At 46.0% G+C, this 25,026-nt stretch carries 26 protein-coding genes, 1 other RNA gene and 1 pseudogene; 10 read left to right on the top strand and 18 right to left on the bottom strand.

Features of this window, described 5'->3' with window-relative positions:
* From KIH43_RS00280 to gyrA, 11 genes and pseudogenes are all read right to left on the bottom strand, one after another.
* Window positions 1-1,009, bottom strand: a 1,009-nt coding sequence (locus KIH43_RS00280) for a UDP-glucose/GDP-mannose dehydrogenase family protein (RefSeq protein ID WP_297716609.1), incomplete at its 3' end; no start/stop codon positions are given.
* 74 nt (window positions 1,010-1,083) lie between these two features.
* A complete protein-coding gene (gene lapB, locus KIH43_RS00275; RefSeq protein ID WP_296968092.1) occupies window positions 1,084-2,295 on the bottom strand; it encodes a lipopolysaccharide assembly protein LapB in 1,212 nt (403 codons plus the stop codon).
* A gap of 108 nt (window positions 2,296-2,403) precedes the next feature.
* A pseudogene (locus KIH43_RS00270) lies at window positions 2,404-2,700 on the bottom strand (integration host factor subunit beta); the annotation flags it as partial.
* 50 nt (window positions 2,701-2,750) lie between these two features.
* Window positions 2,751-4,424 (bottom strand): 30S ribosomal protein S1, encoded by a 1,674-nt coding sequence (gene rpsA, locus KIH43_RS00265; RefSeq protein WP_296968094.1) that lies wholly within the window; start codon window positions 4,422-4,424, stop codon window positions 2,751-2,753.
* 150 nt (window positions 4,425-4,574) lie between these two features.
* A complete protein-coding gene (gene cmk / locus KIH43_RS00260) occupies window positions 4,575-5,237 on the bottom strand; it encodes a (d)CMP kinase (protein ID WP_297716606.1) in 663 nt (220 codons plus the stop codon).
* Between the two features lie 4 nt (window positions 5,238-5,241).
* The gene (gene aroA, locus KIH43_RS00255) at window positions 5,242-6,561 is read right to left on the bottom strand and encodes a 3-phosphoshikimate 1-carboxyvinyltransferase (RefSeq protein WP_297716613.1); all 1,320 of its coding nucleotides are present in this window, start codon (window positions 6,559-6,561) and stop codon (window positions 5,242-5,244) included.
* Between the two features lie 5 nt (window positions 6,562-6,566).
* Window positions 6,567-7,451: a prephenate dehydrogenase/arogenate dehydrogenase family protein gene (locus KIH43_RS00250; RefSeq protein WP_297716605.1), complete on the bottom strand. Its 885-nt coding sequence runs from the start codon at window positions 7,449-7,451 to the stop codon at window positions 6,567-6,569.
* The gene (gene hisC / locus KIH43_RS00245) at window positions 7,448-8,569 is read right to left on the bottom strand and encodes a histidinol-phosphate transaminase (RefSeq protein ID WP_297716603.1); all 1,122 of its coding nucleotides are present in this window, start codon (window positions 8,567-8,569) and stop codon (window positions 7,448-7,450) included. The genes KIH43_RS00250 and hisC overlap by 4 nt, the downstream gene beginning before the upstream one ends.
* 33 nt (window positions 8,570-8,602) lie before the next feature.
* Complete coding sequence (gene pheA / locus KIH43_RS00240) at window positions 8,603-9,682, bottom strand: prephenate dehydratase (RefSeq protein ID WP_297716601.1); 1,080 nt, start codon at window positions 9,680-9,682, stop codon at window positions 8,603-8,605.
* The gene (gene serC / locus KIH43_RS00235) at window positions 9,682-10,779 is read right to left on the bottom strand and encodes a 3-phosphoserine/phosphohydroxythreonine transaminase (RefSeq protein ID WP_297716599.1); all 1,098 of its coding nucleotides are present in this window, start codon (window positions 10,777-10,779) and stop codon (window positions 9,682-9,684) included. The genes pheA and serC overlap by 1 nt, the downstream gene beginning before the upstream one ends.
* 27 nt (window positions 10,780-10,806) lie before the next feature.
* On the bottom strand, window positions 10,807-13,515 hold the full coding sequence (gene gyrA, locus KIH43_RS00230; RefSeq protein WP_297716598.1) for a DNA gyrase subunit A: 2,709 nt from the start codon (window positions 13,513-13,515) through the stop codon (window positions 10,807-10,809).
* 158 nt (window positions 13,516-13,673) lie between these two features.
* Here gyrA and ompA point away from each other — a divergent pair, with 158 nt between their 5' ends.
* The 4 genes from ompA to ssrA all read left to right on the top strand — a co-directional run bounded on the left by ompA (window position 13,674) and on the right by ssrA (window position 16,131).
* Window positions 13,674-14,240: an outer membrane protein OmpA gene (gene ompA, locus KIH43_RS00225; RefSeq protein WP_297716596.1), complete on the top strand. Its 567-nt coding sequence runs from the start codon at window positions 13,674-13,676 to the stop codon at window positions 14,238-14,240.
* 100 nt (window positions 14,241-14,340) lie between these two features.
* Window positions 14,341-15,030: a bifunctional 2-polyprenyl-6-hydroxyphenol methylase/3-demethylubiquinol 3-O-methyltransferase UbiG gene (ubiG, locus tag KIH43_RS00220; protein ID WP_297716594.1), complete on the top strand. Its 690-nt coding sequence runs from the start codon at window positions 14,341-14,343 to the stop codon at window positions 15,028-15,030.
* Window positions 15,027-15,713 carry an HAD-IA family hydrolase gene (locus KIH43_RS00215; RefSeq protein ID WP_296968110.1) on the top strand — a complete coding sequence of 229 codons (687 nt, stop codon included), beginning with the start codon at window positions 15,027-15,029 and terminating at the stop codon, window positions 15,711-15,713. Before ubiG ends, KIH43_RS00215 begins: the two co-directional genes overlap by 4 nt.
* A gap of 59 nt (window positions 15,714-15,772) precedes the next feature.
* Window positions 15,773-16,131, top strand: a transfer-messenger RNA (tmRNA) gene (gene ssrA / locus KIH43_RS00210).
* A 54-nt stretch (window positions 16,132-16,185) separates the two neighbouring features.
* On the opposite strand, the gene KIH43_RS00205 is transcribed toward ssrA, so the two are convergent.
* Genes KIH43_RS00205 through KIH43_RS00195 form a run of 3 tightly spaced genes read right to left on the bottom strand, consistent with a single transcriptional unit; the run spans window position 16,186 to window position 18,773 of the window.
* Window positions 16,186-17,349 (bottom strand): class I SAM-dependent methyltransferase, encoded by a 1,164-nt coding sequence (locus KIH43_RS00205; RefSeq protein ID WP_297716592.1) that lies wholly within the window; start codon window positions 17,347-17,349, stop codon window positions 16,186-16,188.
* Window positions 17,349-18,203 (bottom strand): pirin family protein, encoded by an 855-nt coding sequence (locus KIH43_RS00200; RefSeq protein ID WP_297716590.1) that lies wholly within the window; start codon window positions 18,201-18,203, stop codon window positions 17,349-17,351. Before KIH43_RS00200 ends, KIH43_RS00205 begins: the two co-directional genes overlap by 1 nt.
* Before the next feature lie 18 nt (window positions 18,204-18,221).
* Window positions 18,222-18,773 carry a carboxymuconolactone decarboxylase family protein gene (locus KIH43_RS00195; RefSeq protein WP_297716588.1) on the bottom strand — a complete coding sequence of 184 codons (552 nt, stop codon included), beginning with the start codon at window positions 18,771-18,773 and terminating at the stop codon, window positions 18,222-18,224.
* Between the two features lie 103 nt (window positions 18,774-18,876).
* On the opposite strand from KIH43_RS00195, the gene KIH43_RS00190 reads away from it, so the two are divergent.
* The 5 genes from KIH43_RS00190 to KIH43_RS00170 are packed head-to-tail and all read left to right on the top strand — an operon-like array spanning window position 18,877 to window position 22,734.
* Window positions 18,877-19,644 (top strand): sulfurtransferase, encoded by a 768-nt coding sequence (locus KIH43_RS00190; protein ID WP_297716611.1) that lies wholly within the window; start codon window positions 18,877-18,879, stop codon window positions 19,642-19,644.
* 42 nt (window positions 19,645-19,686) lie between these two features.
* On the top strand, window positions 19,687-20,664 hold the full coding sequence (locus KIH43_RS00185) for a D-2-hydroxyacid dehydrogenase family protein (RefSeq protein ID WP_297716587.1): 978 nt from the start codon (window positions 19,687-19,689) through the stop codon (window positions 20,662-20,664).
* A gap of 13 nt (window positions 20,665-20,677) precedes the next feature.
* A complete protein-coding gene (locus KIH43_RS00180) occupies window positions 20,678-21,214 on the top strand; it encodes a chromate transporter (protein WP_296968805.1) in 537 nt (178 codons plus the stop codon).
* Window positions 21,211-21,735, top strand: coding sequence for a chromate transporter (locus tag KIH43_RS00175; RefSeq protein ID WP_296968803.1), 525 nt, complete (start codon window positions 21,211-21,213; stop codon window positions 21,733-21,735). The genes KIH43_RS00180 and KIH43_RS00175 overlap by 4 nt, the downstream gene beginning before the upstream one ends.
* Before the next feature lie 21 nt (window positions 21,736-21,756).
* On the top strand, window positions 21,757-22,734 hold the full coding sequence (locus KIH43_RS00170; RefSeq protein ID WP_296968802.1) for a tripartite tricarboxylate transporter substrate binding protein: 978 nt from the start codon (window positions 21,757-21,759) through the stop codon (window positions 22,732-22,734).
* Between the two features lie 47 nt (window positions 22,735-22,781).
* Here the strand turns inward: KIH43_RS00170 and crcB are convergent, their stop codons facing one another.
* From crcB to KIH43_RS00150, 4 genes are read right to left on the bottom strand one after another with little or no spacing between them, the layout of a single operon-like run.
* Window positions 22,782-23,159 (bottom strand): fluoride efflux transporter CrcB, encoded by a 378-nt coding sequence (gene crcB, locus KIH43_RS00165; RefSeq protein ID WP_296968801.1) that lies wholly within the window; start codon window positions 23,157-23,159, stop codon window positions 22,782-22,784.
* A gap of 10 nt (window positions 23,160-23,169) precedes the next feature.
* Entirely contained in the window at window positions 23,170-23,949 is a 780-nt protein-coding gene (ygiD, locus tag KIH43_RS00160; protein WP_297716584.1) for a 4,5-DOPA dioxygenase extradiol, read from the bottom strand.
* Between the two features lie 9 nt (window positions 23,950-23,958).
* Window positions 23,959-24,096, bottom strand: a complete 138-nt coding sequence (locus tag KIH43_RS00155) for a hypothetical protein (protein WP_172793433.1) — start codon at window positions 24,094-24,096, stop codon at window positions 23,959-23,961.
* Window positions 24,097-24,140: 44 nt separating this feature from the next.
* On the bottom strand, window positions 24,141-24,308 hold the full coding sequence (locus KIH43_RS00150; RefSeq protein WP_296968799.1) for a hypothetical protein: 168 nt from the start codon (window positions 24,306-24,308) through the stop codon (window positions 24,141-24,143).
* Between the two features lie 28 nt (window positions 24,309-24,336).
* Between KIH43_RS00150 and KIH43_RS00145 the strand changes: the two genes are divergently transcribed.
* A complete protein-coding gene (locus KIH43_RS00145; RefSeq protein ID WP_297716581.1) occupies window positions 24,337-24,999 on the top strand; it encodes a site-2 protease family protein in 663 nt (220 codons plus the stop codon).
* The last annotated feature ends 27 nt before the right edge of the window (window positions 25,000-25,026 follow it).

The following is a 25,026-nucleotide window of genomic DNA, read 5'->3' as shown; positions in this document are numbered from 1 at the left end:
AGATGTGTATAAGAGACAGTGCTAGACCCCACAAAGCAAATTTCATATTAGATAGATCTTTGCCAAAACGCTTTTCAATTTTCTCAACCAAGACATACTTCTGAATCTCGTTGACCGTTTCCACGGCATCCAAAATCTTTAAATCACGGCCATGTTCTTTAGCAGTTTTTGATAATGCCGATACATCTTTCGGAAAACATGAGCCGCCATAACCTGTGCCAGGATACAAAAAGCCAAAACCAATACGGGAGTCAGAACCAATACCCTGACGCACTGCTTCGATATCAGCACCCACCAGATCGGCTAAGTTAGCCAATTCATTCATAAAAGAAATGCGAGTAGCCAACATTGCATTTGCAGCATATTTAGTTAACTCGGCACTTTTCACATCCATGTAGTAAGTGCGCTCATGATGACGATTAAATGGCGCATATAGTTTGCGCATCTGCTCTTTAGCTCGCAGACCAGCTGGCGTATTTTCAGTGCCAATGACAATACGGTCTGGACGCATAAAGTCCTCTACTGCCGCGCCCTCTTTTAAGAACTCTGGATTGGACACTACAGAACAAAGTTCAGCGGGCAAGCCTCTTTTTTCTAATTCTTCTGTAATGGCCTCATGCACTTTATCTGCAGTCCCTACTGGCACGGTCGATTTATCGACTATGACCTTCGCGCTAGTCATATGGCGTCCTATATTGCGAGCCGCTGCAACTACATACTGCAAATCAGCCGAGCCATCTTCATCTGGCGGTGTACCTACAGCAATAAATTGAATATCGCCATGGGCTACTGAAGCTGCAATGTCAGTGGAAAATTGCAAACGTCCTGCGGCACGATTGCGCTCAATCATCTCTTGAAGTCCAGGTTCATATATGGGTACTCCACCAGAATTCAAAATCTCAATTTTTTTGGGATCTAAATCCAAGCAAAAGACATTATTTCCCTGTTCTGCTAGACAAGCGCCAGTTACTAAACCAACATAACCGCTTCCAATAATCGTAACTTTCAATTTAACTCCTATGCTTTATCTATTTATTTGGCTGCCATGCCGGCACCACCACCAAACAAAAATTCAAAATACTATTACATCGAAGGACCGCTCGGCGTAACCCCTTCGGTGCGCCTTGGGGAATATGCTTCCCAGTGATTGCATCCAGGGCATTGCCAATAAAATCTTCGCGCACGAAAGCCACAATTACCGCAGGTATAACGCGCAAGACTGGTAGTGCGTTGGCGCAATAAATGCAAAATCGATTGCAACTCATTTATTCTTTCAGAATTTGCGCTACCCTCTTCTAGTGCTAAACGCGTTTCAGCAAGCTTAGATAATGCGCTCAAGCTGGGCGAATGTTGCATCACGTCTGAAAGCATTTGATTTGCAGCCTCTGGACCACGAATCTTCATCACCTGCTTGTGTACTACATCTAATAACTCACCCGATGCCTGAGTCTTTAATAATTCGCATAAGCGCTCAAGCCCTTCATTCTCTTTACCAATAGCAGTATGTGCAAGCATCCAACGATCAGCTAATAGATGCATATAGGCAGGGTGTGAGGTTGCCACCAAACTCCACGCTTCTATTGCTTGAGCGGGGCGCTCAAGTGCCACTAAATAATCCCCTTGCAAAATTAAAGCGCGTGCATGATTTGGTACTGCTTGTAAAGCACGCTCAATCGACTGTTCAACCTCTGCCAAATCTTTACGACGCAGTGCATCTTGACCAAGCTCACAATGAAATTGCGCAATCTCCGTTTGATGTGATTTGCCCTGCAAACTCTCTAACTCCGTTGCAGCAATAATGGCTTTTTTCCAATCACGTTCGATTTGATACATTTCCAGCAAGCTTTCTTTTGCTGGAATCGCATACTTACCATTCCCTACGCGATTTAAAGACGCCTCCGCCCGATCAAGCAAACCCGCACGCAAAAAATCTCGACCGAGTTCATAAGCAGCATGATCACGATCACGCGGCTTCAAATCATCTCGATTGGCTAAATGTTGATGCACCTTAATGGCGCGCTCAGTCTCACCACGGCGCCGAAACAAATTACCAAGAGAAAAATGTAATTCCACTGTCTCTGGATCTAATTGAGCAATCTTCACGAGGGTCTCAATTGCCTGATCAGGCTGCTCATTCAATAGAAGACTCAAACCTTTAAAGGTAGATCTCTGCTGGCGCATACGCTCACGCTCATCCATGCGATATTCCAGCCTGAGATCCCAGCGCGATGCCAGCCAACCTATACCAAACATCACTGGTAAAAGTAATAACCAAGAAGTTGCGATCTGAATCATGATGCGCAGACTCTCAATAAAAAAATGGTCCGAATGGACCACTGAGGATGAGCCAAAATACTAGGCACCAGAACCCTCTTTGGGTCCCGCCTGTTTTAACGGCTTGTAATCAACTCGTTCACGCAATTCTTTGCCAGGCTTGAAATGCGGTACACGTTTTTCTGGAATTAATACTTTTTCACCAGACTTAGGATTGCGCCCAGTTCGTGCGGGGCGATGGTGGAGAACAAAACTACCAACTCCACGTAGCTCAATACGCTTACCCTCAGCCAACGCTTGGGTCATCGTATCTAGCAATGTCTTTACAGCTAACTCCACATCTCTAGGTAAAAGCTGCGGAAACTGTTCCGCCAGACTCTCCACTAGTTCGGAGCGGGTGATTGCTTGTTGCTCTTGATCTGTCATGATCTATCAATAAAAAATCGCCGCCCCCACATGGAAGCGGCGATATTGATTTAGCCTTGATTATCCAATTTAGCTTTTAACAAAGCGCCCAAATTGGTAGTGCCAGACTGCGCATCACCTTGGAGTTTGTTCATAGCATCTTGTTGATCAGAGCTGTCTTTTGCCTTGATTGAAAGGTTGATTACACGTGACTTGCGATCAATGTTAATGATCATTGCAGTTACGCTATCGCCTTCTTTCAACACATTACGCGCATCTTCAACACGATCTGTTGAGATTTCAGAAGCACGCAAATACGCTTCAACTTCATCTGCGAGATGAATTGTTGCGCCTTTAGCATCGACTGCCTTAACAGTACCGGTAACCAAAGCACCTTTGTCGTTAACAGAAGTGTAGTTATTGAATGGGTCGCCAGACAATTGCTTGATGCCAAGGGAGATACGCTCTTTCTCAACATCAATGGCCAAGACAGTAGCCTCAACTTCATCACCCTTTTTGTATTTCTTGACAGCTTCTTCGCCTGGCTCATTCCAAGAGAGGTCTGAGAGGTGAACTAAACCATCGATACCGCCAGGCAAGCCGATGAACACGCCGAAGTCAGTAATAGACTTGATCGCACCAGAAAGCTTGTCGCCCTTCTGTTGTGAACGTGCAAACTCTTCCCATGGATTTGCCTTGCACTGCTTGATGCCCAAGCTGATACGACGCTTGTCTTCATCAATATCCAGAACCATTACTTCAACTTCAGTTCCTAATGCAGTAGCTTTACTTGGAGCAACGTTCTTGTTAGTCCAATCCATTTCAGAAACGTGTACCAAACCTTCGATACCAGATTCAATTTCAACGAATGCACCGTAATCAGTCAAGTTGGTTACTTTGCCGAATAAACGGGTATTTGGAGGATAGCGACGAGCGATACCAACCCATGGATCATCACCAAGCTGTTTCACACCGAGTGAAACACGATTCTTCTCTTGATCAAACTTCAAGATCTTGGCAGTGACTTCTTGGCCAACAGTCAACACTTCGCTTGGGTGACGCACACGACGCCATGCCAAATCGGTAATATGCAAGAGACCATCGATACCACCGAGGTCAACGAATGCGCCGTAATCAGTGATGTTCTTCACGAGGCCAGTAACCACTGCGCCTTCTTTCAAGTTAGACATCAACTTCGCACGCTCTTCACCTTGGCTAGCTTCAACCACTGCGCGACGTGACAACACCACGTTGTTACGTTTACGGTCAAGCTTGATCACCTTAAACTCCATCGTCTTACCTTCGTAAGGGCTGGTGTCTTTGATTGGACGAGTATCTACGAGTGAACCAGGCAAGAATGCGCGGATGCCGTTCACCATCACTGTCAAGCCGCCTTTAACCTTACCAGTAACAGTACCGGTAACGATTTCAGCTTGCTCAAGGGCTTTCTCTAAATTCAACCATGATGCCAAGCGCTTCGCTTTATCACGGGAGAGGATAGTGTCGCCATAGCCGTTTTCAAGGGCATCAATGGCAACAGAAACGAAATCGCCGGGCGCTACTTCAATTTCGCCAGCGTCGTTATGGAATTCTTCAACAGGAATAAACGCTTCAGACTTTAAGCCAGCGTTAACTACAACGAAGTTATGGTCGATACGCAGGACTTCAGCCGAAATAACTTGGCCAGTCTTCATGTTCGAGCGGGTTAATGATTCTTCAAATAATTCTGCAAATGATTCAGACATGTATATTCACTTTGTGCCGTCAGAAGGCCCGACGGGTTAGGTTAAAAAAGTCTTTTAGAAACACGCTGATGAAATAAATGCGTTGTGGAGTTTCTAAAGACGCCAAAACTACTACTTACAACTCACTGCCAACTACTTTGCTACCAAAAACTAGACAGTAGCGGATTGATACCAATCTAAAACCGTCTTAACTGCTTGATCTATCGAGAGATCTGATGTTTCAAGCACTTTTGCACCATCAGCTACGAGCAAGGGTGCAGTACCACGGTTACTATCTCTGGCATCCCGCTCCTGCAAATCATGCAGTAAGTCCGACAGTTTAGCAGAAATTCCCTTAGCTATCAATTGCTTATAGCGACGTTCGGCCCTGGCAGCAGCTGTGGCAGTCAAAAAAACCTTCAAAACTGCATCAGGAAATATGATGCTCCCCATATCCCTACCATCGGCCACCAGACCGGGAAATTGACGAAAACTGCGTTGCAAACCGACTAAAGCACTTCTTACCTCAGGATGTACGGCCAATGCTGAGGCTCTAAGCCCTATATTTTCCGTCCGAATCGCATCAGTGACATCCTCCCCATCAAGCCAAATTTGACTATTTTTGAATGAAATCAATAACTTAGGAACTAATAGACCAAGCTCAGAGGCATTTTTGACATCAATACCCCGCTTTTCACTTGCTAAAGCCACTAAACGATATAACGCACCACTATCCAAATAATGAAAACCCAATGTTTCAGCAACCAGCGCCGCAACCGTTCCTTTGCCTGAGGCGGTAGGCCCATCAATCGCAATTACTGGATAGTTACTCATGAAGTTAGTTCACGATCTTTGCAAACTCTGCAAAATAGGTAGGGAAAGTTTTGGCTACGCAGTTTGGGTCGTTGATGGTGAGTGCGCTTGGACCAAAAGCAGCAAGCGAGAAACACATCGCCATGCGATGGTCATCGTAAGTATCAATACCATCAACTGGAGACTTCCAATCACCTAATGATGCAGGTGCGTTAACCAGAATGTAATCCGGCCCCTCTTCAACCATGGCGCCCACTTTTTTTAGTTCTTTTGCCATAGCAGCAATACGATCAGTTTCTTTGACGCGCCAACTCGCAATATTATTTAAGCGCATCGGGCCTTCTGCAAATAAAGCGGCCACTGCCAGCGTCATCGCAGCATCCGGAATTTCCGTGCAATCCAAAGTGATGCCGTTTAATTTTCCATTGGCATTCTTGACGCCAGACACCTCGATCCAATCTTCTCCGGCTGAAATATTTGCACCCATTAATGCGAGTGCATCCGCAAAAGCAACATCCCCTTGAATGCTATCTTTACCGACACCTAACACTCGCACAGGTCCTTGCCCAATGGCGCCTAGCGCCAAAAAGTATGAGGCGGATGAGGCATCCCCCTCCACCGACAACTGACCTGGACTCTTGTAGACCACATCTGAAGTTTTAGCGGGGATAACAAAAGACTGAGAGTCTGGACACGCAACTTTCACCCCAAAACGGGCCATCAGTTTTAAAGTGATATCAATATAGGGCCGAGAGATCAATTCGCCAACCACTTCTATGCAAACAGGATCTTTAGCCACTAACGGCAAAGCCATCAATAATGCCGTTAAGAATTGACTCGATACATCACCACGCACTTTGACAACATCCTTGATCGCAATATCTGCCGCCAAGATCTTGATAGGCGGATACCCTTCTTGCAATTCATATTCAATCTTGGCGCCGACTTGACGCAAGCCATCGACTAAATCGCGGATAGGTCTTTCATGCATACGAGGTACGCCCGATAAGCGATAGTTGCCACCTTGCATCGCTAAAGCCGCAGTCAAGGGGCGAATCGCAGTACCAGCATTGCCCATAAAGAGATCGGCATCTCGCACAGGGAATTGACCGCCACATCCCTCTACTACGCAAACCTTGTCATCCTGATCAATGACAGTGAGACCCAATTGACGCAAGGCATTACGCATCACCTGCGTATCGTCAGCGTCCAGTAAGTTTTTAAGAGTAGTAGTGCCTGAAGAAAGAGCTGCCAACAATAGAGCGCGATTCGAAATACTTTTAGAGCCCGGTAAAACAATGGAGCCTTGCGCTCTTGTAAATGGACCAATACTGATGGAAGGCAAACCACTCATTCCATTGCATCCAAATCTTGACGGGCTTTACTTGCTCTATTAAATAATTTTTCTAAGCCTGCACCATCATTTTCAGCAATTAACTTACGCATATGATTCACAATCAGTAAATACTGATCGAGTTCTTTCAAAATCGCTGTGCGATTGCCCAAACAAATATCACGCCACATCTCAGGACTCGATGCAGCAATACGTGTGAAATCTTTAAAACCAGCTCCTACATGACCAAGCTTTTGCTCTGCATCTTCAGAGTTCACAACACTGGCCATGAGTGCATAAGACAAGATATGAGGCAAATGAGAGACAGCAGCATAAATCGCATCGTGCTGCACAACCCCTATCTTTTTCACAACAGAGCCAACAGACTCCCAAAAACCAATGATCAACGCAGTATCTTCAGGAGAATTTTCCTGCAAAGGACAGATGATCGTTTGCTTGCCTTTGAATAAATCTGCTTTTGCAGCGCTTGCGCCATGTTGTGCACCACCAGCAATAGGATGTGCAGGAACAAATTGGCACGCTTTTTTACCTAATACTTCTTTAGCAGCCAAAATGACATCGCCTTTGGTGCTCCCTGCGTCGGTAATCATGGTGCGAGACTCAAGATGTGGTTCCATCACCTCAAATGCAGCACGCATTTGCGCTACTGGCACACAAAGCACAATGACATCAGACTGCTTTGTTGCTTCAACCAAATCTACTACACCGTCAATCGCCCCCATCTTTTGCGCTTGATCTAGATTTTCTTTGCTGCGACCCACACCTAAAACTTTATTCACAACACCGGCTTGCTTTAACGCCAATCCCAAAGAAGCGCCAATCAAACCAACACCTACAATGGTGACTGTGCCGTAATTGCTTGCAGACTGGATAGTGGTCATAAAGAAAGAATTTCTTTTAATGCGGCAATAAATGCAGCGTTTTCTTCTGGCAATCCAATAGAAATCCGAAGCCACTGTGGCAAGCCGTAGTTGCCTACTGGGCGAACAATGATGCCACGTTTTAGTAACTCCAAATTGATGCGTGCGCCAGCCTGATCATCCTCGCCGACTTTCACTAATACAAAGTTTCCAGCAGATGGTAAGTAACGCAAACCGAATTGATCGAACGCTTTTGTCAGCTGCTCGTAACCAGCGCGATTGAGTTCAAAGCCCTGCTGTAAAAATGTCTTGTCCTGAAATGCTGCAATTGCAGCTGCCTGTGCGAGGCTATTGACATTGAACGGCTGGCGAATGCGATTGAGCAAGTCTGTCAAATGGGGTTGCGCCACACCATAACCAATACGCAATCCCGCTAAACCATACGCCTTAGAAAAACTGCGCGACAAAATCATATTGGGAAAGCGCCTCACCCAAGCAATCGCATCGTAGCGTTGCTCTGGTGTGAGGTATTCGTTATATGCCTCATCAAGCACCACAACCACATGTGCTGGCAAGGCAACCAAGAAATCTTCAATCTCTTTGGCTGTCAGATAGCTACCTGTTGGATTATTAGGATTTGCTACAAATACCAACTTCGCTTTATCACCAGCAGCTTTAATAGCTGCCAACATCGCAGGAAGATCATGGCCATAAGTATCTGTGGCAGCCACTTCGATAGACTTTGCACCTACTGCCTGGGTAGCCAAAGGATAAACAGCGAAAGCATGTTTAGAAAAAATCACCTCATCGCCTGCTTGCGCAACAGCGCGAGCAGCTAACTCCAAAATGTCATTGCTACCATTGCCCAAAGTGATCCAATCACTTGGTACCCCCAAAGAACTGGAGAGGACATTTTTCAGCTCAAAGCCATTGGAATCTGGATAACGGCCTAACTCACCAGCAGCTTTAAGCATGGCCTCTTGGGCGGACTTTGGCATTCCTAATGGATTTTCATTAGATGCTAATTTCACAATCTTGTTTTCATCCAAACCATACTCGCGTGCAACTTCGCTGATGGGGCGACCACCAACATAAGGTGCAATTGCATGGATATGTTTTAGACCAATCTTAGATGCCATTTGGTTTTTTAAGCGTTCTTATTTTTAAATAAATTAAGCAGAGTGCGGATAAGAACCCAAATTCTTATAGAACGCAGCCACTGCTTTCAGTTCTTTTAGCGCCTCAACCACCTGCGCATCATCTGCATGACCTGCAATATCGATGTAAAAGTGATATTCCCAAGTACCTTTGCGCGCCGGTCTTGACTCAAAACGATTCATGGAGACGCCATGCTTGGCCAAAGGAGCCAAAAGACGATGCACTGCACCGGGTTGGTTATCTACTGAGAGCACTAATGAAGTTTGATCTTTACCAGTAGGCTGGCACTCATAGTTACCCACAACGACGAATCGAGTGCGATTATGGGGATCATCTTGAATTTGCGCTGCCACCGCTTGCAAGCCGTAAGCTTCTTGCGCGGGATCGCCCGCAATAGCAGCTATGGTGGAATCATTCGCAGCCAATCTCGCTGCTTCTGCATTACTACTGACCGCCTGACGTTTCAGTTGGGGCGCATGCACACTCAACCACTGCTGGCATTGCGCCAGCGCTTGTGCATGAGCACAAACGGTTGTGACGCCATCTAAGTTTCCAGTTTTAGTGAGCAAGTGATGACGAATCGGCAAAACTACTTCGCCACTAATGCGCATCGAAGAATCTAATAACAAATCTAAAGTACGTGAGATTGCGCCCTCACTCGAGTTCTCAACAGGCACCACACCAAACTGTGCCGCACCTTTATCAACCGACTTAAACACTTCGTCCAAACTGGCACATGGCAAGCCTGCAATCGAGTGACCAAAATAGGTTTGCGCCGCTTGTTCTGAGAATGTTCCCACCGGCCCGAGATAGGCAATCGTTTGACGCGCTTCTAGTGCGCGGCAGGCTGACATCACTTCTCGCCAAATCGCAGCAATTCCATCTGGCAACAATGGGCCCTGGTTTATTTCCTGAAGGCGTGCAACAACTTGACGTTCGCGCTCAGGGCGAAACACTGGCGAGGAGAATCCTCCCTTAACATGGCCCACTTCTTGCGCCGCTTTAGCACGTTGCGTGAGTAAATCTAAAATTTGCGCATCTAATGCGTCTATTTTTTCCCTTAAGGGAGCTAAGCGCTGTTCTTCAGTACTCATCAAGCCCGCCTTTCAAAGTCACGCATAAATTCCACCAAGGCTTTTACCCCTTCTAAGGGCATCGCGTTATAAATACTAGCCCGCATTCCGCCAGCTGCTTTATGACCACGCAAAGCAACTAAACCAGCAGCGTTAGATTGCGCCAAAAATTCTGCGTTCAGATTCTCATCTTTTAAGAAGAAAGTCACGTTCATACGTGATCGATATTCTTTTGTGACGCGGTTTTCATACAAACTGCTTTGATCGATAAAGTTGTAGAGCAAGGCAGCTTTTTCTTGATTGCGTTTTTCCATTGCCTTGACGCCGCCTTGCTTTAACAACCACTTAAACACCAGGCCTGCCATGTAGATAGAAAAAGTGGGTGGGGTATTAATCATCGATTGGGTATTGGCTTGAATAGACCAATCCCAAATCGTGGGAGTAATTCCCATGCTATGTCCAATCAGATCCTTACGAACAATCACAATGGTTACCCCTGCAGGGCCAATATTTTTCTGCGCACCGCCAAACCATACTGCGCCCTTAGCAATATCCATTTCTTTAGAGAGAATATTGCTAGAGATATCGGCGACCAGCGGAACATTGCCAACATCAGGCACATCAGGAAATTCCACCCCACCAATCGTTTCATTGGCACAGTAATGAACATAAGCTGCATCACTGGACAGCTTCCATGTTGATTGCGGCGGAATCGTATTAAATTTTTCTGCAGCTGATGAGGCGACAAGATTCGCTGTACCGTATTTCTGTGCCTCTTTGTAGGACTTTTCAGACCAAATACCAGTGACTAAAAAATCGGCCTTAGGGCCATTTTTTGCCAGGGGCATCAGATTCATCGGAATCGCCGCATTTTGTCCGAGACCCCCACCTTGCAATAGCAAGATCTCATGGGAATCAGGAATATTCATGAGTTTGCGTAAATCAGCAATCACTTCTTCATACACTTGCATGAATTCTTTGCTGCGATGACTAATCTCCATTACGCTCGTGCCCAATTTTTGCCAATTGAGCATTTCATCGGCAGCCTGCTTCAGCACCTCTTCCGGCAAAGTAGCGGGTCCCGCAGCGAAATTAAATATGCGGCGGTCAAAAGTCATGATGTGTTCTGGTCTAAAAGGTGACGCTTAAGCGTCACCCGCCGTATCGTCAGTAGAATCCGTTGCTGGATCCGCAGCGACATCACCTTCATCTGCATCATCCGCTTCATCATCTGAATCGCTTTCAGCAATACGCTGCAAACCAGACAAACGAGTTCCTTCATCGACGTTGATCAATGTGACGCCTTGGGTAGCACGCCCCATCTCACGAATCTCAGAAACACGAGTGCGAACCAATACGCCGCCAGTAGTAATCAACATGATTTGATCTTCTGGAGAGACTAGGGCAGCGGCAACGACTTTGCCATTACGCTCCGTTGTCTGAATCGCAATCATGCCCTTAGTACCGCGACCATGGCGCGTGTATTCAGCAATCGGTGTACGTTTTCCAAAACCGTTTTCAGTGGCAGTCAATACGCTGCTTGGAATCGTTACGCCGTTGGCATCCACATGAGCGGCTTGCGCACCTTCTGCTGCTTCTGCAGGTGCAACGAGCATAGCGATCACTTGATGACCTTCACCTAAATTCATACCACGCACACCACGCGCTGTACGACCCATAGGACGAACATCATTCTCATCAAAGCGTACTGCTTTACCTGCATCTGAGAACAACATCACATCATGCTGACCATCGGTAATAGCAGCACCAACTAAGAAATCGTTGTCATTTAAATCGACTGCAATAATGCCGGCCTTACGAGGGTTTGAGAAATCCGACAAACGCGTCTTCTTCACAGTACCCAAGCTGGTCGCCATAAAGACGTAATGATCATCTTGGTAACCCTTAATCGGCAAAATCACAGTGATTTTTTCGCCTTCAATCAATGGGAACATATTGACGATCGGCTTACCGCGAGAAGTACGACTGCCTTGCGGTACCTCCCACACTTTGAGCCAGTACATACGGCCACGATCAGAGAAGCAAAGAATCGTATCGTGCGTGTTCGCTACGAACAGAGTGTCAATCCAGTCTTCATCTTTCGTTGCAGCCGCTTGTTTACCGCGACCACCACGTTTTTGCGCGCGGTATTCGCTAAGCGGTTGACTCTTCATATAACCAGTATGTGAGAGTGTCACCACCATATCTTGTGGCGTAATTAAATCTTCGGTAAAGAGTTCGGTGGCATTCATTTCAATAAATGAACGACGACCTGTATCGCTACCAGCCGCACCATACTCTGACTGAACTTCTTTTAATTCGCTTTCGATCACTTGTGTAACGCGTTCTGGTTTTGCCAACAAATCTAGCAAGTCAGAAATCTCTGCCATCACCTCTTTGTATTCATTGACAATCTTGTCTTGCTCAAGACCAGTCAAGCGTTGCAAACGCATCTGCAAAATCTCTTGCGCTTGACTATCTGAAAGACGATACAAGCCGGTCGATTGCATGCCATATTCAGGCAGCAAACCTTCTGGGCGGTAGGCATTACGGCCGCCTGGTGTATCGGATTCAGCACGCGCCAACATCTCGCGCACCATAGATGAATCCCAAGCTTTGCCCATCAACTCTTGTTTGGCAATAACAGGGTTTGCAGCCGCTTTAATAATCGCAATGAACTCGTCTATGTTTGCCAATGCAACAGCAAGGCCTTCTAAGACGTGACCACGCTCACGCGCTTTGCGCAATTCAAAAATGGTGCGACGTGTGACCACTTCACGACGATGCTGCAAGAAATATTCCAGCATCTGTTTCAAGTTCAACAAGCGTGGTTGGTTGTCCACCAACGCAACCATGTTCATACCGAAGTTGTCTTGAAGCTGCGTACTCTTATACAAATTATTGAGAACAACTTCAGGCACTTCACCGCGCTTGAGTTCAATCACAACGCGCATGCCGGATTTATCTGACTCATCACGCAAATCAGAAATGCCTTCGATTTTTTTCTCGTTCACAAGCTCCGCAATACGCTCGAGCAAGTTCTTTTTATTCACCTGGTAGGGCAACTCATCCACGATGATGGCTTGGCGCGCACCCTTGTCTAAATCTTCAAAGTGAGTCTTGGCACGCATCACTACCCGACCGCGACCGGTCCGATACCCTTCGCGCACCCCCTGGAGGCCATAAATAATCCCTGCCGTCGGGAAATCTGGGGCTGGAATGATCTCAATCAGCTCATCAATTGAGCATTCTGGGTTGCGCAGGACGTGTAAACAGGCAGAAATCACCTCATCTAGGTTATGAGGGGGGATATTGGTCGCCATACCCACCGCAATGCCAGAACTGCCATTAATCAGCAAATTCGGCACTTTGGCCGGCAAAATCAGGGGTTCTTTCTCGCTACCGTCGTAATTTGGCCCAAAATCGACGGTTTCTTTGTCCAAATCGGCCAAAAGGTCATGGGCGATCTTGCGTAGGCGGATCTCGGTATAGCGCATTGCAGCAGCGTTATCCCCGTCCACGGAGCCAAAGTTACCCTGGCCGTCAACCAGCATATAGCGCAAGGAGAAGTCCTGTGCCATACGAACGATGGTGTCATACACCGCAGAATCACCGTGCGGATGGTATTTACCGATTACATCGCCAACTATACGGGCAGATTTTTTGTAAGCTCGGTTCCAATCGTTGTTTAATTCATACATTGCGAATAAGACCCGGCGGTGAACCGGTTTGAGGCCATCACGCACGTCTGGCAGGGCTCTGCCGACGATGACACTCATTGCGTAGTCCAAATAGGACCGCCGCATTTCGTCTTCGAGGGATATTGGTAGTGTTTCTTTAGCGGCTTGTTCCATCTAGAAATAATATCATTTTGATGACAGAGGGGCGCTATGCTAAGATTCTGTCAGTTTGTACGAAATTGAGATGTGTCGCTTTGCAGTTTTGGCTTTAAGGTAGGGCGAATTACATTTAAGTTTGACTTTAATTAAAAAGAGATTTTTGAGGACTAAAAATGAACAAAACCCTAAAAGTGTTGCTCGCATCTGTTATTACTGTTTCTGCTTCTGCAGCAATGGCTTCTGACAACTGGGAGAACAGCTCTGGCTTGAACTGGAGAAACGGCGATGGCACATTGTGCTGGCGCGATAGCAGCTGGACTCCAGCTACTGCCGCTAAAGGTTGCGATGGTGCATTGGTAGCTAAACCAGCATCAGGCGTTAGCCAAAGCAAGATCACTTTGCAAGCTGACACACTCTATGACTTCGATAAATCTACATTGAAGCCAGAAGGCAAAGCAACTTTGGACAAAATCGCTGCTGATTTGAAGAAAATCAAATTGGAAGTGATCATCGCTGTTGGTAACACTGATAGCGTTGGTACAGATGCTTACAACATGGCTTTGGGTCAACGTCGTGCACAATCTGTTAAAGCTTACCTCGTAAGCAAAGGTGTTGACGGTAGCCGCATCTACACAGAATCAAAAGGCAAGAGCAATCCAGTTGCATCTAACGCAACTGCTGAAGGCCGCGCTAAGAACCGCCGTACTGACATCGAAGTTGTTGGTACAGCAGCTAAGTAATTCACTTTACTTGTAAAAAAGCCCGCTTCAAGCGGGCTTTTTTATTTCCGCTATATTCGTACTTCATACACCTATTACAGTTAAAACAACCACCTATTCCATGAATGTAGATCAATCCGAAATCGCTAAATTTAGCGCCCTCGCCCATCGTTGGTGGGACCCAAATAGCGAATTTAAGCCTTTGCATGCCATCAATCCTTTGCGTTTAAATTGGATTCAATCTTTTGTAAACCTAGATGGCAAAAAAGTGGTTGATGTTGGCTGCGGCGGTGGCATTTTGGCTGAGTCGATTGCGCAAGCAGGAGCTGATACCACTGGCATCGACTTATCAGAAAAGGCACTCAAAGTTGCAGAATTACATGCATTAGAAGTAGGCGCCAATCTTACTTATCGCTCAATTTCTGCGGAAGCATTAGCCGATGAGCAATCAGAACAATATGATGTGGTCACTTGCATGGAAATGCTAGAGCACGTACCAGACCCCGCATCTGTAGTTCGCGCCTGCGCAAAACTGTGCAAACCCGGTGGAACACTTTTTTTCAGCACTTTGAACCGTAATCCCAAATCGTATTTATTTGCCATTATTGGCGCCGAATACCTACTCAAACTCTTGCCCAAAGGTACTCACGAATACGCAAAATTTATCAAGCCATCAGAATTGGTAGGTTTTACTCGTGATGCCCATTTAGACATGCTGGGAATGAAGGGTATGAGTTATAACCCGATGACACAGGTTTACAGCCTCACTGATGATGTGGATGTGAACTACATGATTGCCGTACGTAAATGACAAAGTCTGCATCCTACAGCCCTTTTCAGGGCGTATTTTTTGATCTAGATGGCACCCTAGCAGATACCGCCCCCGATCTCGTTGCTGCTACCAATCAACTCCTTATTGCCCGCAATCTCACACCAAAGCCTTATGAATTTCTAAGGCCCTATGCTTCGGCTGGCGCAAGGGGGTTATTAGAAGGGGCATTTGGCATTCATCCAGACCATCCAGATTTCATTTCACTAAGAGATGAATTTTTTGGTAACTATGAAAAAGCTTTGTTGGTCGAAAGTAAGTTGTTTGATGAGATGCATCATCTGCTTGATCAAATGGATAGCGCCAAACTTCCTTGGGGCATTGTGACCAATAAAAGCGCGCGCTTTACTAATCCATTGGTTGATTTAATGGGATTAGGACAACGCGCCATTGCTACAGTTTCTGGCGATACAACACCACATTCAAAACCCCACCCTGAACCGATATTGCATGCCGCAAGATTGGCCAATATTGATCCCACTAAGTCAATCTATGTTGGCGATGACATCAGGGATGTTGTGGCAGGCAAAGCCGCAGGCATGAAAACAGTTGCTGCTGCATATGGTTATTGCGGCTGCAAAGAGCCTCCAGAAGCTTGGGGTGCGGATTACATCATCTACCAACCACTTGAATTGCTGCCAATCCTCTTTCCCAATCAGGGATAAAAGATATTCTGCAATTTCGCTCAAGCGGCTTTAAAATAGTACTTCCAGTGCATAACTCCGGGGTCGACATGGTTTCGACGTGGATTACAAAGCATCAAGGGCATACCGAGGACCCGTTATCTCGTAAATCAATGGGAATGTAATAACTGCTAACGACGAACGTTACGCACTAGCCGCTTAATTGCGGTTGCCCCTGAACTGATTCTCTCTTGGGTCAGGTAGCGCAAGCTACATCAGGGTCATATACAAGAGATAAGACTATTTTGCGTCACGAAGAATAGTACGAAAACCTAGTGAATCGTCAGTAATGAACGTGTCAATCCGTGCCTTATTGATTAAATCAAACGATATGACTAAGTATGTAGAACTTGTTGTGGAGGATTTGCGGACGCGGGTTCGATTCCCGCCGACTCCACCATATTAGTAGGCCGCTCTGTTTACAGAGAGGTTATTTCTTGAGAATCAGCTCGAATTACCGCGGTGCCAAGCGCCACAGTGAAGTCATTTCACGTGATCGGGCAACATACAAGGGATTTGTTGAATCAGACGCTTTTGGATGACGAGGTTTGATCTCCATGCGATCAATGACTTTTAAATCCGCATCTTCAATCCACGACAGCAATTGTTCGCGAGATCTCAAGCCTAAATGCTCAGCCAAATCGGATAACACCAACCATCCCTCACCCCCAGGCAACAAATGATCTTTTAGGCCCGCCAAAAAACCTTTCAGCATTTGACTACCAGGATCATAGACCGCATGCTCTAAAGGGGAGCTTGGCCTAGCAGGAAGCCAGGGGGGATTGCAAACAATCAGCGCTGCTTTACCTTGCGGAAATAAATGGGCTTTCTCAACGCTAATACGATTTGCAAGGCTTAAGCGCTCAATGTTTTCTTTTGCGCAAATCATTGCGCGATCATCCTGGTCTGTTGCTACTATTCTTTCGATCTGACGTGATGCAAGTAGCACTGACAAAACTCCACTACCCACGCCTATATCAAAAGCCGTGGAGCTCGCTTGCAAAGCCTTTGGTAGCGGCGCATTAAGAACAAGGTCTATGTATTCACCGCGCACAGGAGAAAACACACCATAGTGAGGGTGAATGCGAATTTCCCCTCCCTTCCCCAGCGAAATGGGCACCCCCTTTTTACGCCACTCATGTGCACTAATAACACCCAGTAATTCACGTAATGAAACCACATATGATTGAGTTTGTGTGCCATACACTTCTTGACACGCTTGCCTCACATCCGGAGCACGCCTCAGAGGAATCGTGTGATCCGCCTGAATGTGCACCAATATCATCCCCAGTATTCGTGCACGCTGCGATTGTGAAAGTCGGTATTGATTAAAAATATCAATGGGATTCTGAACCGCTGGAGATACTGAATTTTTCTTTTCCAGACGCTGCGATTTTTTCGATGGCCTCTCGACCCTTCTGACTAAAGCCTGAAGCAGCTGTCGGGCATTCTGAAAATCCCCCCGATACAAAATGGCGGTTCCTTCACATGCGTATCGGTAAGCTTGATCAGCTGTGAGTGTGTCATCACTAATCAGAATGCGCTTATGCGGCAATATGCCATTTTCCGAATGCCACCGAGCAAAGAAGAGCTCGCCATTCTCTTGCCACTGCATCATCAAGAAGTCACAAAACGATTATTTTGATAATCATCAATTGCCTGTTCAATTTCTGCACGAGTATTCATAACAAAAGGTCCATACTGAACAACCGGTTCATGAAGAGGTAATGCCGCAAGCACTATAAATTGCGCACCCTGGTTTCCAGATTTGGCTCTTAACAAGTCGCCATCGCCAAGCACAATAGCAGCTTGTTTTGGGACAGCTTTTGTTGGAGCGCCAAGCTCTAACTCGCCCTCATATACATAAACAAAGGCGTTGAGTTCTTTGGGGATCCGTTGCTCAAACGTCGCATTCGCCGGCAGAGTCACATCCAAAAATAATGGGGCGGTAGTAATGCCTTGAATAGGGCCTTGAATTTGAAGATCACCATCACTATAAGTGCCAGCGATGACCTTTACGCTTCCGCCGCTATTAAGCGGCACTTTGGGGATACTCTCAACCTGAATATCTTGATAGCCAGCAGGCTTCATCTTTTCTTTCGCTGGCAAGTTAATCCACAACTGAAAACCACGCATTGCGCCGGAGACTTGCTGTGGCATTTCAGAATGAATAATGCCACGCCCTGCCGTCATCCATTGCACGCCGCCAGTTTTGAGATGTCCGCGATTACCTAGATGATCTTCATGCAACATGTGCCCTTCGAGCATATAAGTAACCGTCTCAAAACCGCGATGAGGATGCGGCGGAAATCCTGCTACATAATCATTAGGATCATTTGATGAAAACTCGTCTAGCATTAAAAAAGGATCTAACCTGACTTGTTGCTGACCCCCTAAGCTACGACGCAGCTTTACACCAGCACCATCCGAGGTAGCAATCCCAGGAATAATCGTTTGGACATCACGAATCATCTACAAACTCCTCATCATCTAAGCAGGTGGATGATCTTCTGGATGAACATCAAGCGCAATTAAGAAACGAGAAACCATGTTGTATGCCGCTATCACGGTGACTAACTCCACTGTGTCGGTATTACCCAAAGATTTTTGCAAACGCTTCATCAGCTCTGGATCCACTTTAATATTTCGCGTCATTTGCAAGGATAAATCTGCTGCATCATTCTCCACTTGAGAGAACAACTCTCTAGGAAAATGCGCTTGTCCGATCAAACGCAAAGCCTGCACTTGCTCTTCGGTGCCACCAGCCTTTTTAAATGGTGGTGCGTGATGAAAAAATTCGTATTCAGCGTCATTCAGAACCGCTACGCTACACATTGCGAGCTCACGCAATTTCGGGTCCAAGGAAAGTCTATTACGAATACCTCCAATAAACTGATTCCACCCCTCAGCAATGGGCACACTGTGCAGCAACATGCGATCCAAATTCATAAATTGACCGCCACGACGCTCACGAATCGCAGCCACTAATGCTGCAGGTTCTGCCAAATCCATTGGCTGATATGGAATTAAACGTTCTGACATATGTGTATTCTTTTTAGGAGTCATTTTTTCGATTAAGGTCTCAAGATTACCACCGCCTGAGCTGATTTGCTCGATAATGAATATCTGCTCTTGGAAAGAAATGATGAAGTCAATTCTAAATATTGCCGCCTATTTGTTTGTCACTCTTGATGAGCTGACGAAGCTGCGCGACAAAATGCTCAGCGAATGCCATATCAGAGAACTCAAAGGCACTATATTGCTCACCGGCGAAGGCATCAATCTTTTTCTTGCTGGCAAACCCGAGCAATTAAGAGGTTTCCTAAGTTGGCTAAGAGAGGATCCTCGGTTTGCTCCACTGCAAGCAAAAGAAAGTTGGTCTGATGAGCAGCCATTTAAAAAAATGCTTATTAAAATTAAGAGCGAAATTATTCGCATGAATCATCACAGCATTCAACCAGAAAAAGGTCGAGCAAATTTTATTTCGCCAAAAAAATTGCAAGAGTGGCTTGATCGTGGCACAGATGATCTGGGGCGCCCAGTTGTCATGATTGATACCCGCAATGCTTTTGAAGTTGAGTATGGCACTTTTGAAAACGCCGTGCACTTTGATATCAAAAGATTCACAGAGTTTCCAGCGGCTATTTCTGCTCAGAAAGAAGCGTTAAGCGATAAGACGCTGGTTAGCTTTTGTACGGGCGGCATTCGCTGTGAAAAATCAGGGCTTTATATGCGCGAAATTGGCATGGAGCACAGCTACCAATTGGAAGGGGGCATCCTAAAATACTTTGAAGAAGTGGGCTCTGCTCACTATCAAGGTAGCTGCTTTGTCTTTGATGAACGGGAAGCACTGGATCCAAATTTGGATACTATTCCAATAGAGCGTTCGATTCGCAAAAAAAATCAAACCTGAGTAACTACATCATCAAAATGACAAAAGAAGGAATGGGAAGCAATGACTTCATTGGCTAATATTGTTATTCTGGGCGATTATGAACGCGCATTAAAACGCTTTTCCCATTGGGACAAAATAGAAAAACAAGCTAACATCACGATTCATCACGAACCCCTGCGTGATGAGGCTCTCTATAACGCCGTCAAAGATGCAGATGCTATTGCGATTGTGCGCGATCGTTCCCCATTTAATGAGGCCATGATTGCGCGTTTGCCGAGACTGAAATTTTTTATGTTTACTGGCGAGCGCAATGGCACTCTAGATGCAACAGCACTGATGTCCCGCAATATTCCAATTGCATGTACTCCTGGCGGACCTTCAAAGGAGACGACCGCCGAGTTAACCTGGGCCCTGATTCTTGGAGCTTCTAAACGCTTGATTGAGGAAAACAAACTCATTGCATCAGGAGGTTGGCGCGATTCGCTTTCAGTGCTACCCATGCTATCCGGCGAACGCTTGGGGATTATGGGACTTGGAGCGATTGGCAGCCGAGTGGCCCGCGTGGGAGCTGCCTTTGGCATGGAAGTGGTGGCTTGGAGCCCTCGGATGACGCCGGAACGTGCAGCAGCTGAAAATGCAAAAGCCGTTAGCCTGGAAGAATTGCTTTCTACCTCCAAAGTAGTATCTATGCACTTGGTGGCTGGACCCGGAACCAAGGGACTTATCAGCGCAGATCAATTAGCTTTGATGCGCCCAGACTCTATCCTCGTCAATACATCTCGGTCGGCCCTAATTAATATGAGCGACTTACAAAATGCGTTGGCAGCAGGCAAGCCTGGTCAAGCTGCCGTCGATGTATTTGATATCGAACCACTGCCAGCAAATGATCCTTTACGTAATACACCTAATCTTTTGGTAACCCCTCACTTAGGATTTATTGCTGAACCTATCTTTGCGACTTTCTCCAAGGGAATTACCGATACACTTGAGGCTTGGTTAGAAAACAAGCCAGTGCCCCACCCTTACGCGCCAAAGTAAAAAAACATCCATCTTGAAAACGCTTACCCCAAAAGATCTTTTTATTGGATTTAGCAAAATCGGCATGTCTGGATTTGGCGGGGTTTTGCCTTGGGCTCGCCGCACGATAGTAGAACAAGAAAAATGGTTAACGGCCGAAGAATTTAGCGCAATGCTAGGTATTTGCCAAATTGTCCCGGGACCCAATATTGTCAATCTTGGTGTCTGCGTGGGCAGTCGTTTTGCTGGCATCCCAGGTGCCATTGCTGCTGTCTTAGGCTTGATGCTTGGGCCGGTCGCACTTCTACTGATCCTGGCCGTACTGTATGAACACTACAGCTATATGCCTATTGTTCAAGGCATGTTAAGAGGAGTATCAGCGGTGGGGGTTGGTTTAATTGCAAGCACAGGATTTAAGATGTTGCGCACTGAGCTGAAGTATCCACTCATGCTCTCGGTCATTATCTTTGTCATACTTGCAGCCACTGTATTTCATTTGGGCCTAGGTTGGGTTGTGTTACTCGCCTCACCTCTCGCCATTCTTTTAGCATGGAAGAAGACTCAAAAATGATCAGTACCCTATTGAGTCTTTTTCTGAAATTTTCTTTATTTTCCATATTTGCTTTTGGTGGCATCAATGCCCTTCTCCCTGTCTTGTATGACTTATCAGTCAATCAAGAGCATTGGATTAATGGACAAACCTTCTCAGATTATTTTGCAATAGCGCAGGCCGCTCCTGGCCCGAACTTAATGACAGTGACATTGATCGGCTGGAATGTAGGGGGCGTTATTGGTGCCCTCATTGCAACGCTAGCCATTTCCTGGCCTTCATCAATCATGATTTATTTTCTGCAACGCTCTATTTTGAATATGCAAAATAAGCAACGGCAGCAAATGATTCAATATGCTGCAGGAGCGCTGGCTGTTGGACTTGTCTTAGCGGCAGCTTGGCAAATCGCCCATCAAATTAACCAAAGCCTAGCCGCATACCTATTGACGGTAGGAACTATTGCGATTACCTTTTTTACACGCTGGCATCCTCTTTATTTAATTGCTATTGGCGCATTATTAGGCATCTTTGGTTTCATCTAATGAAGGTGAAAAATGAAAAATATGAAATTATTTAAATGGGTCTTTCTTGCCGTGCTAGGGGCAGAAACACTGATAGGTTCAGGCGCTTATGCTCAATCAAACTACCCGAATAAACCGATCAATTTCATCGTGCCTTATGCCGCCGGAGGAGGAGCGGATGCTCGCAGCCGTCAGATGGCACAAAAAATGAGTGTGATTTTGAAACAACCCATTGTTGTTGATAACAAGCCTGGCGCGGGTGGAAATATCGGAACTGAATTTATTGCTCGTGCAGCACCAGATGGCTACACCATTGGCATGGGGAATTTTGCACCCATGGCTGTTAATAAGACTCTCTTTAGCAATTTGCGTTACGACCCAGAAACGGACATCACTCCTATTATTTTGATTGAAAAAGGACCTTTGGTACTAGTCGTCAATCCAAGCTCTCCTTATAAAAACCTTCAAGACATTATTAATGCTGCAAAGGCAAAACCTGGTGTACTCACGTTTTCATCGGGGGGCATTGGCGGTAGTCACCAACTATCTGCTGAGATTTTTGAGCAAAGTGCCGGAATTGACATGATTCATGTGCCATATAAAAGTGGCTCTGCCGCACTTACAGATCTGATGGCGGGTAATGTGAACATGATGTTTGATCAAATGTATTCTGCAATGCCATCGATTAAAGCTGACAAATTGCGTCCGATTGCGATCACTAGTAAAAAACGCTCCCCATTATTGCCAAATGTCCCTAGCTTCACCGAGCTAGGTTACCCAAAAGTAGAAGTATTAAATTGGCAAGGATTGATAGCACCCAAAGGGACGCCCAAAGAAATTATTGACAAACTTAATGCTGCAGCGAATGAAGCTCTCAAAGATCCGCAATTAAGAGAGCTTATGCTTTCCCAAGGAAATGAAATTGGCGGAGGCACACCCGCCGATTTTGCAGCACTTATTCGCTCTGAGTCGATTCGATGGGGCGCAGTTGTAAGAATTGCAAAAATCAAGCCAGAATAAATCGAAACCTCGCTACTCTAATAAATAAGGGGGCTTTGCCCCCTTATTTATTTCAAAGCTTGATAAGTCAAAATACCCAAGAAGGTCAACACAATTGAGCCTAAGAGATTCAGCAGCGCTGTACCCAATGCCCAAGTTAACTCTCCGCGCTGAATCAACGCTACTACTTCAGCAGAAAAACTGGAGAAAGTGGTTAACCCCCCTAGAAATCCCGTAACTACAAGGAGTCGCCACTCTGGAGATAATTGGGGATTGTTACCAAAAAATGCTACTGCTAAACCGATTAAATAGCCGCCAACCATATTGGAGATAAAAGTGCCCAGGGGAATAGTTGATGCGGCACTCACCGTTAAAAAATTAAATCCCGCCCTCAATAAAGCACCTAGTCCAGCGCCGCAAAAAATGACAAAAATGGAGAGCCACATAATAGTTTCTTTATTGAACGGTAAACCCGAGCATACTAATCGAGCTCATTTCAATGCCATCAACAAATACATTGGCACGTTCATCATCTCGTTGCAATGCTAAGGTGTATATCGCTGGCCAATAATGCTCAGGGGTTGGAATGGACATATGAGCAGCTTGCCCATATTTTTCCCACTCTATCAGTGGCTCATGACGGTTTGCTTGCATCATGGAAATAAAAAAAGCATTGAAATCTTTCGCCCAAGGATATGGCTTAGCATCCTCTTGCCAATGAATGGTGCGCAGATTGTGAACTATGTTGCCACTGGAAAGTATGAGAATATTTTCATCACGCAAAGGTTGCAATTGTTTTGCAAGGTGATAGTGCTCGCTCGCCGATATAGACCCATCTAAGCTAAGTTGCACCACCGGCACATCGGCGTCGGGATAAAGATACTTCAGCACCGACCAAGCACCATGATCTATTCCCCATTCGTTTTCTTCTAGTACTACAGGTACATCTAATAATTCCTGGACACGATCAGCAAGCGCAGGGCTTCCCGGTGCAGGATATTGAATATCGAAAAGCGCTTGAGGAAAACCGCCAAAATCATGAATCGTTTTTGGGTTTTTCATAGCGGTAACCCACGTACCTCGGGTTACCCAATGAGCTGAAATTACCAGAATGGCGTCTGGGCGCTTGAGTGTTTTGCCTAAAGCAGCCCAAGCATCGGTAAAACGATTGGGCTCTAGGGCATACATCGGACTACCATGGCCAGCAAATACAGCAGGTTGGCGATGGCTAGTCATTAAAACGGTTTAACCGAATACGTAACCAGTATGAGCAGCTACTAAAGCAAACAAAATCGCTAGGCTTGTTGCAGCAGCCAACATCACGATCAGAGTAATAATTTTCTTATTAACTTCTTCTTTAGATTCGTTATGCCATTCGTTCATGCTAATTCCTCTGTAAACACATTAATGATGAGTGCCATTATCCACTATCGCCCCCGGCCAGCCTTGCGCATCATACCTTTTCCGCCGCCAAAGCCTGCCTGAGGCCTACCTGCCGGGCCAGATGGCCCTTTTGGCGCAGGCGGCCGAGCCGGAGGTTTAGCTGCTACTGGCTTAGAAGGGGTTTTAGGGGTGGTTTTCTTTTCGTCAGTCACTTTAGGCTCCTGTGGATATCATATTGCCATGATTACCGACTATTCTATCCAAGCTGTCGCCATTAATGCGATTCCATTGATTTTTGCCATCACCATTCATGAGGCCGCCCATGGTTACGCTGCCCGAAGATTTGGCGACAATACCGCTTATATGCTTGGTCGGGTAAGCCTCAATCCCGCAAAGCATATTGATCCTGTGGGCACTATTCTCATTCCCTTAGCGCTGATCTTGACCGGATCCCCCTTCTTGGTGGGCTATGCAAAACCGGTCCCCGTGAATTTTGGGCGCTTACGCAACCCCAGAATTGACTCTATTTGGGTCGCCCTAGCAGGACCGGGCTCTAATTTCTTTCAGGCGCTGTTTTGGGCTATTTTGCTGATCTTGTTGCTAGGTTTTGGCATCAATGAAAAATTCTTTATTTCAATGGCGCAAGCGGGTATTACCTGGAATTTAGGCTTGCTCGTTTTTAATCTTTTTCCACTACCCCCTCTAGATGGCGGACGCATCCTCTCCAGCTTATTGCCCACCCGTCAATCCATTGCCTTAGGCAAACTTGAGCCCTGGGGATTTTTTATTGTCCTTGCACTGGTATTTACTGGAATTATCAGCAGCCTCTGGATGGAACCTTTAATGGCTTTTTTCAAATGGGTTGTTTACCTACTCACTATTCCATTGCAAATGCTCTTTTGATAAATCTTTGCAGAAAACTGTGTTTTC

Origin of the sequence: Polynucleobacter sp., from assembly GCF_018500155.2 — a bacterium.
Classification (GTDB): domain Bacteria; phylum Pseudomonadota; class Gammaproteobacteria; order Burkholderiales; family Burkholderiaceae; genus Polynucleobacter.
Note: the sequence above shows the minus strand (reverse complement) of the source record. Positions and strands in the feature narration are given on the sequence as shown.

Excerpts from the sequence above, each read along its gene's own strand:
- KIH43_RS00145 (WP_297716581.1), top strand. The coding sequence starts at position 24,337 with ATGATTACCGACTATTCTATCCAAGCTGTCGCCATTAATGCGATTCCA.
- KIH43_RS00185 (WP_297716587.1), top strand. The coding sequence starts at position 19,687 with ATGACTTCATTGGCTAATATTGTTATTCTGGGCGATTATGAACGCGCA.
- KIH43_RS00215 (WP_296968110.1), top strand. The coding sequence starts at position 15,027 with ATGACAAAGTCTGCATCCTACAGCCCTTTTCAGGGCGTATTTTTTGAT.
- crcB (WP_296968801.1), bottom strand. The coding sequence starts at position 23,159 with ATGTGGCTCTCCATTTTTGTCATTTTTTGCGGCGCTGGACTAGGTGCT.
- rpsA (WP_296968094.1), bottom strand. The coding sequence starts at position 4,424 with ATGTCTGAATCATTTGCAGAATTATTTGAAGAATCATTAACCCGCTCG.
- cmk (WP_297716606.1), bottom strand. The coding sequence starts at position 5,237 with ATGAGTAACTATCCAGTAATTGCGATTGATGGGCCTACCGCCTCAGGC.
- KIH43_RS00195 (WP_297716588.1), bottom strand. The coding sequence starts at position 18,773 with ATGTCAGAACGTTTAATTCCATATCAGCCAATGGATTTGGCAGAACCT.
- serC (WP_297716599.1), bottom strand. The coding sequence starts at position 10,779 with ATGACTTTTGACCGCCGCATATTTAATTTCGCTGCGGGACCCGCTACT.
- ompA (WP_297716596.1), top strand. The coding sequence starts at position 13,674 with ATGAACAAAACCCTAAAAGTGTTGCTCGCATCTGTTATTACTGTTTCT.
- ygiD (WP_297716584.1), bottom strand. The coding sequence starts at position 23,949 with ATGACTAGCCATCGCCAACCTGCTGTATTTGCTGGCCATGGTAGTCCG.
- KIH43_RS00250 (WP_297716605.1), bottom strand. The coding sequence starts at position 7,451 with ATGACCACTATCCAGTCTGCAAGCAATTACGGCACAGTCACCATTGTA.
- KIH43_RS00155 (WP_172793433.1), bottom strand. The coding sequence starts at position 24,096 with ATGAACGAATGGCATAACGAATCTAAAGAAGAAGTTAATAAGAAAATT.
- KIH43_RS00170 (WP_296968802.1), top strand. The coding sequence starts at position 21,757 with ATGAAATTATTTAAATGGGTCTTTCTTGCCGTGCTAGGGGCAGAAACA.
- hisC (WP_297716603.1), bottom strand. The coding sequence starts at position 8,569 with ATGGCATCTAAGATTGGTCTAAAACATATCCATGCAATTGCACCTTAT.
- pheA (WP_297716601.1), bottom strand. The coding sequence starts at position 9,682 with ATGAGTACTGAAGAACAGCGCTTAGCTCCCTTAAGGGAAAAAATAGAC.
- gyrA (WP_297716598.1), bottom strand. The coding sequence starts at position 13,515 with ATGGAACAAGCCGCTAAAGAAACACTACCAATATCCCTCGAAGACGAA.
- KIH43_RS00205 (WP_297716592.1), bottom strand. The coding sequence starts at position 17,349 with ATGATGCAGTGGCAAGAGAATGGCGAGCTCTTCTTTGCTCGGTGGCAT.
- KIH43_RS00200 (WP_297716590.1), bottom strand. The coding sequence starts at position 18,203 with ATGATTCGTGATGTCCAAACGATTATTCCTGGGATTGCTACCTCGGAT.
- lapB (WP_296968092.1), bottom strand. The coding sequence starts at position 2,295 with ATGATTCAGATCGCAACTTCTTGGTTATTACTTTTACCAGTGATGTTT.
- ubiG (WP_297716594.1), top strand. The coding sequence starts at position 14,341 with ATGAATGTAGATCAATCCGAAATCGCTAAATTTAGCGCCCTCGCCCAT.
- KIH43_RS00190 (WP_297716611.1), top strand. The coding sequence starts at position 18,877 with ATGAAGTCAATTCTAAATATTGCCGCCTATTTGTTTGTCACTCTTGAT.
- KIH43_RS00175 (WP_296968803.1), top strand. The coding sequence starts at position 21,211 with ATGATCAGTACCCTATTGAGTCTTTTTCTGAAATTTTCTTTATTTTCC.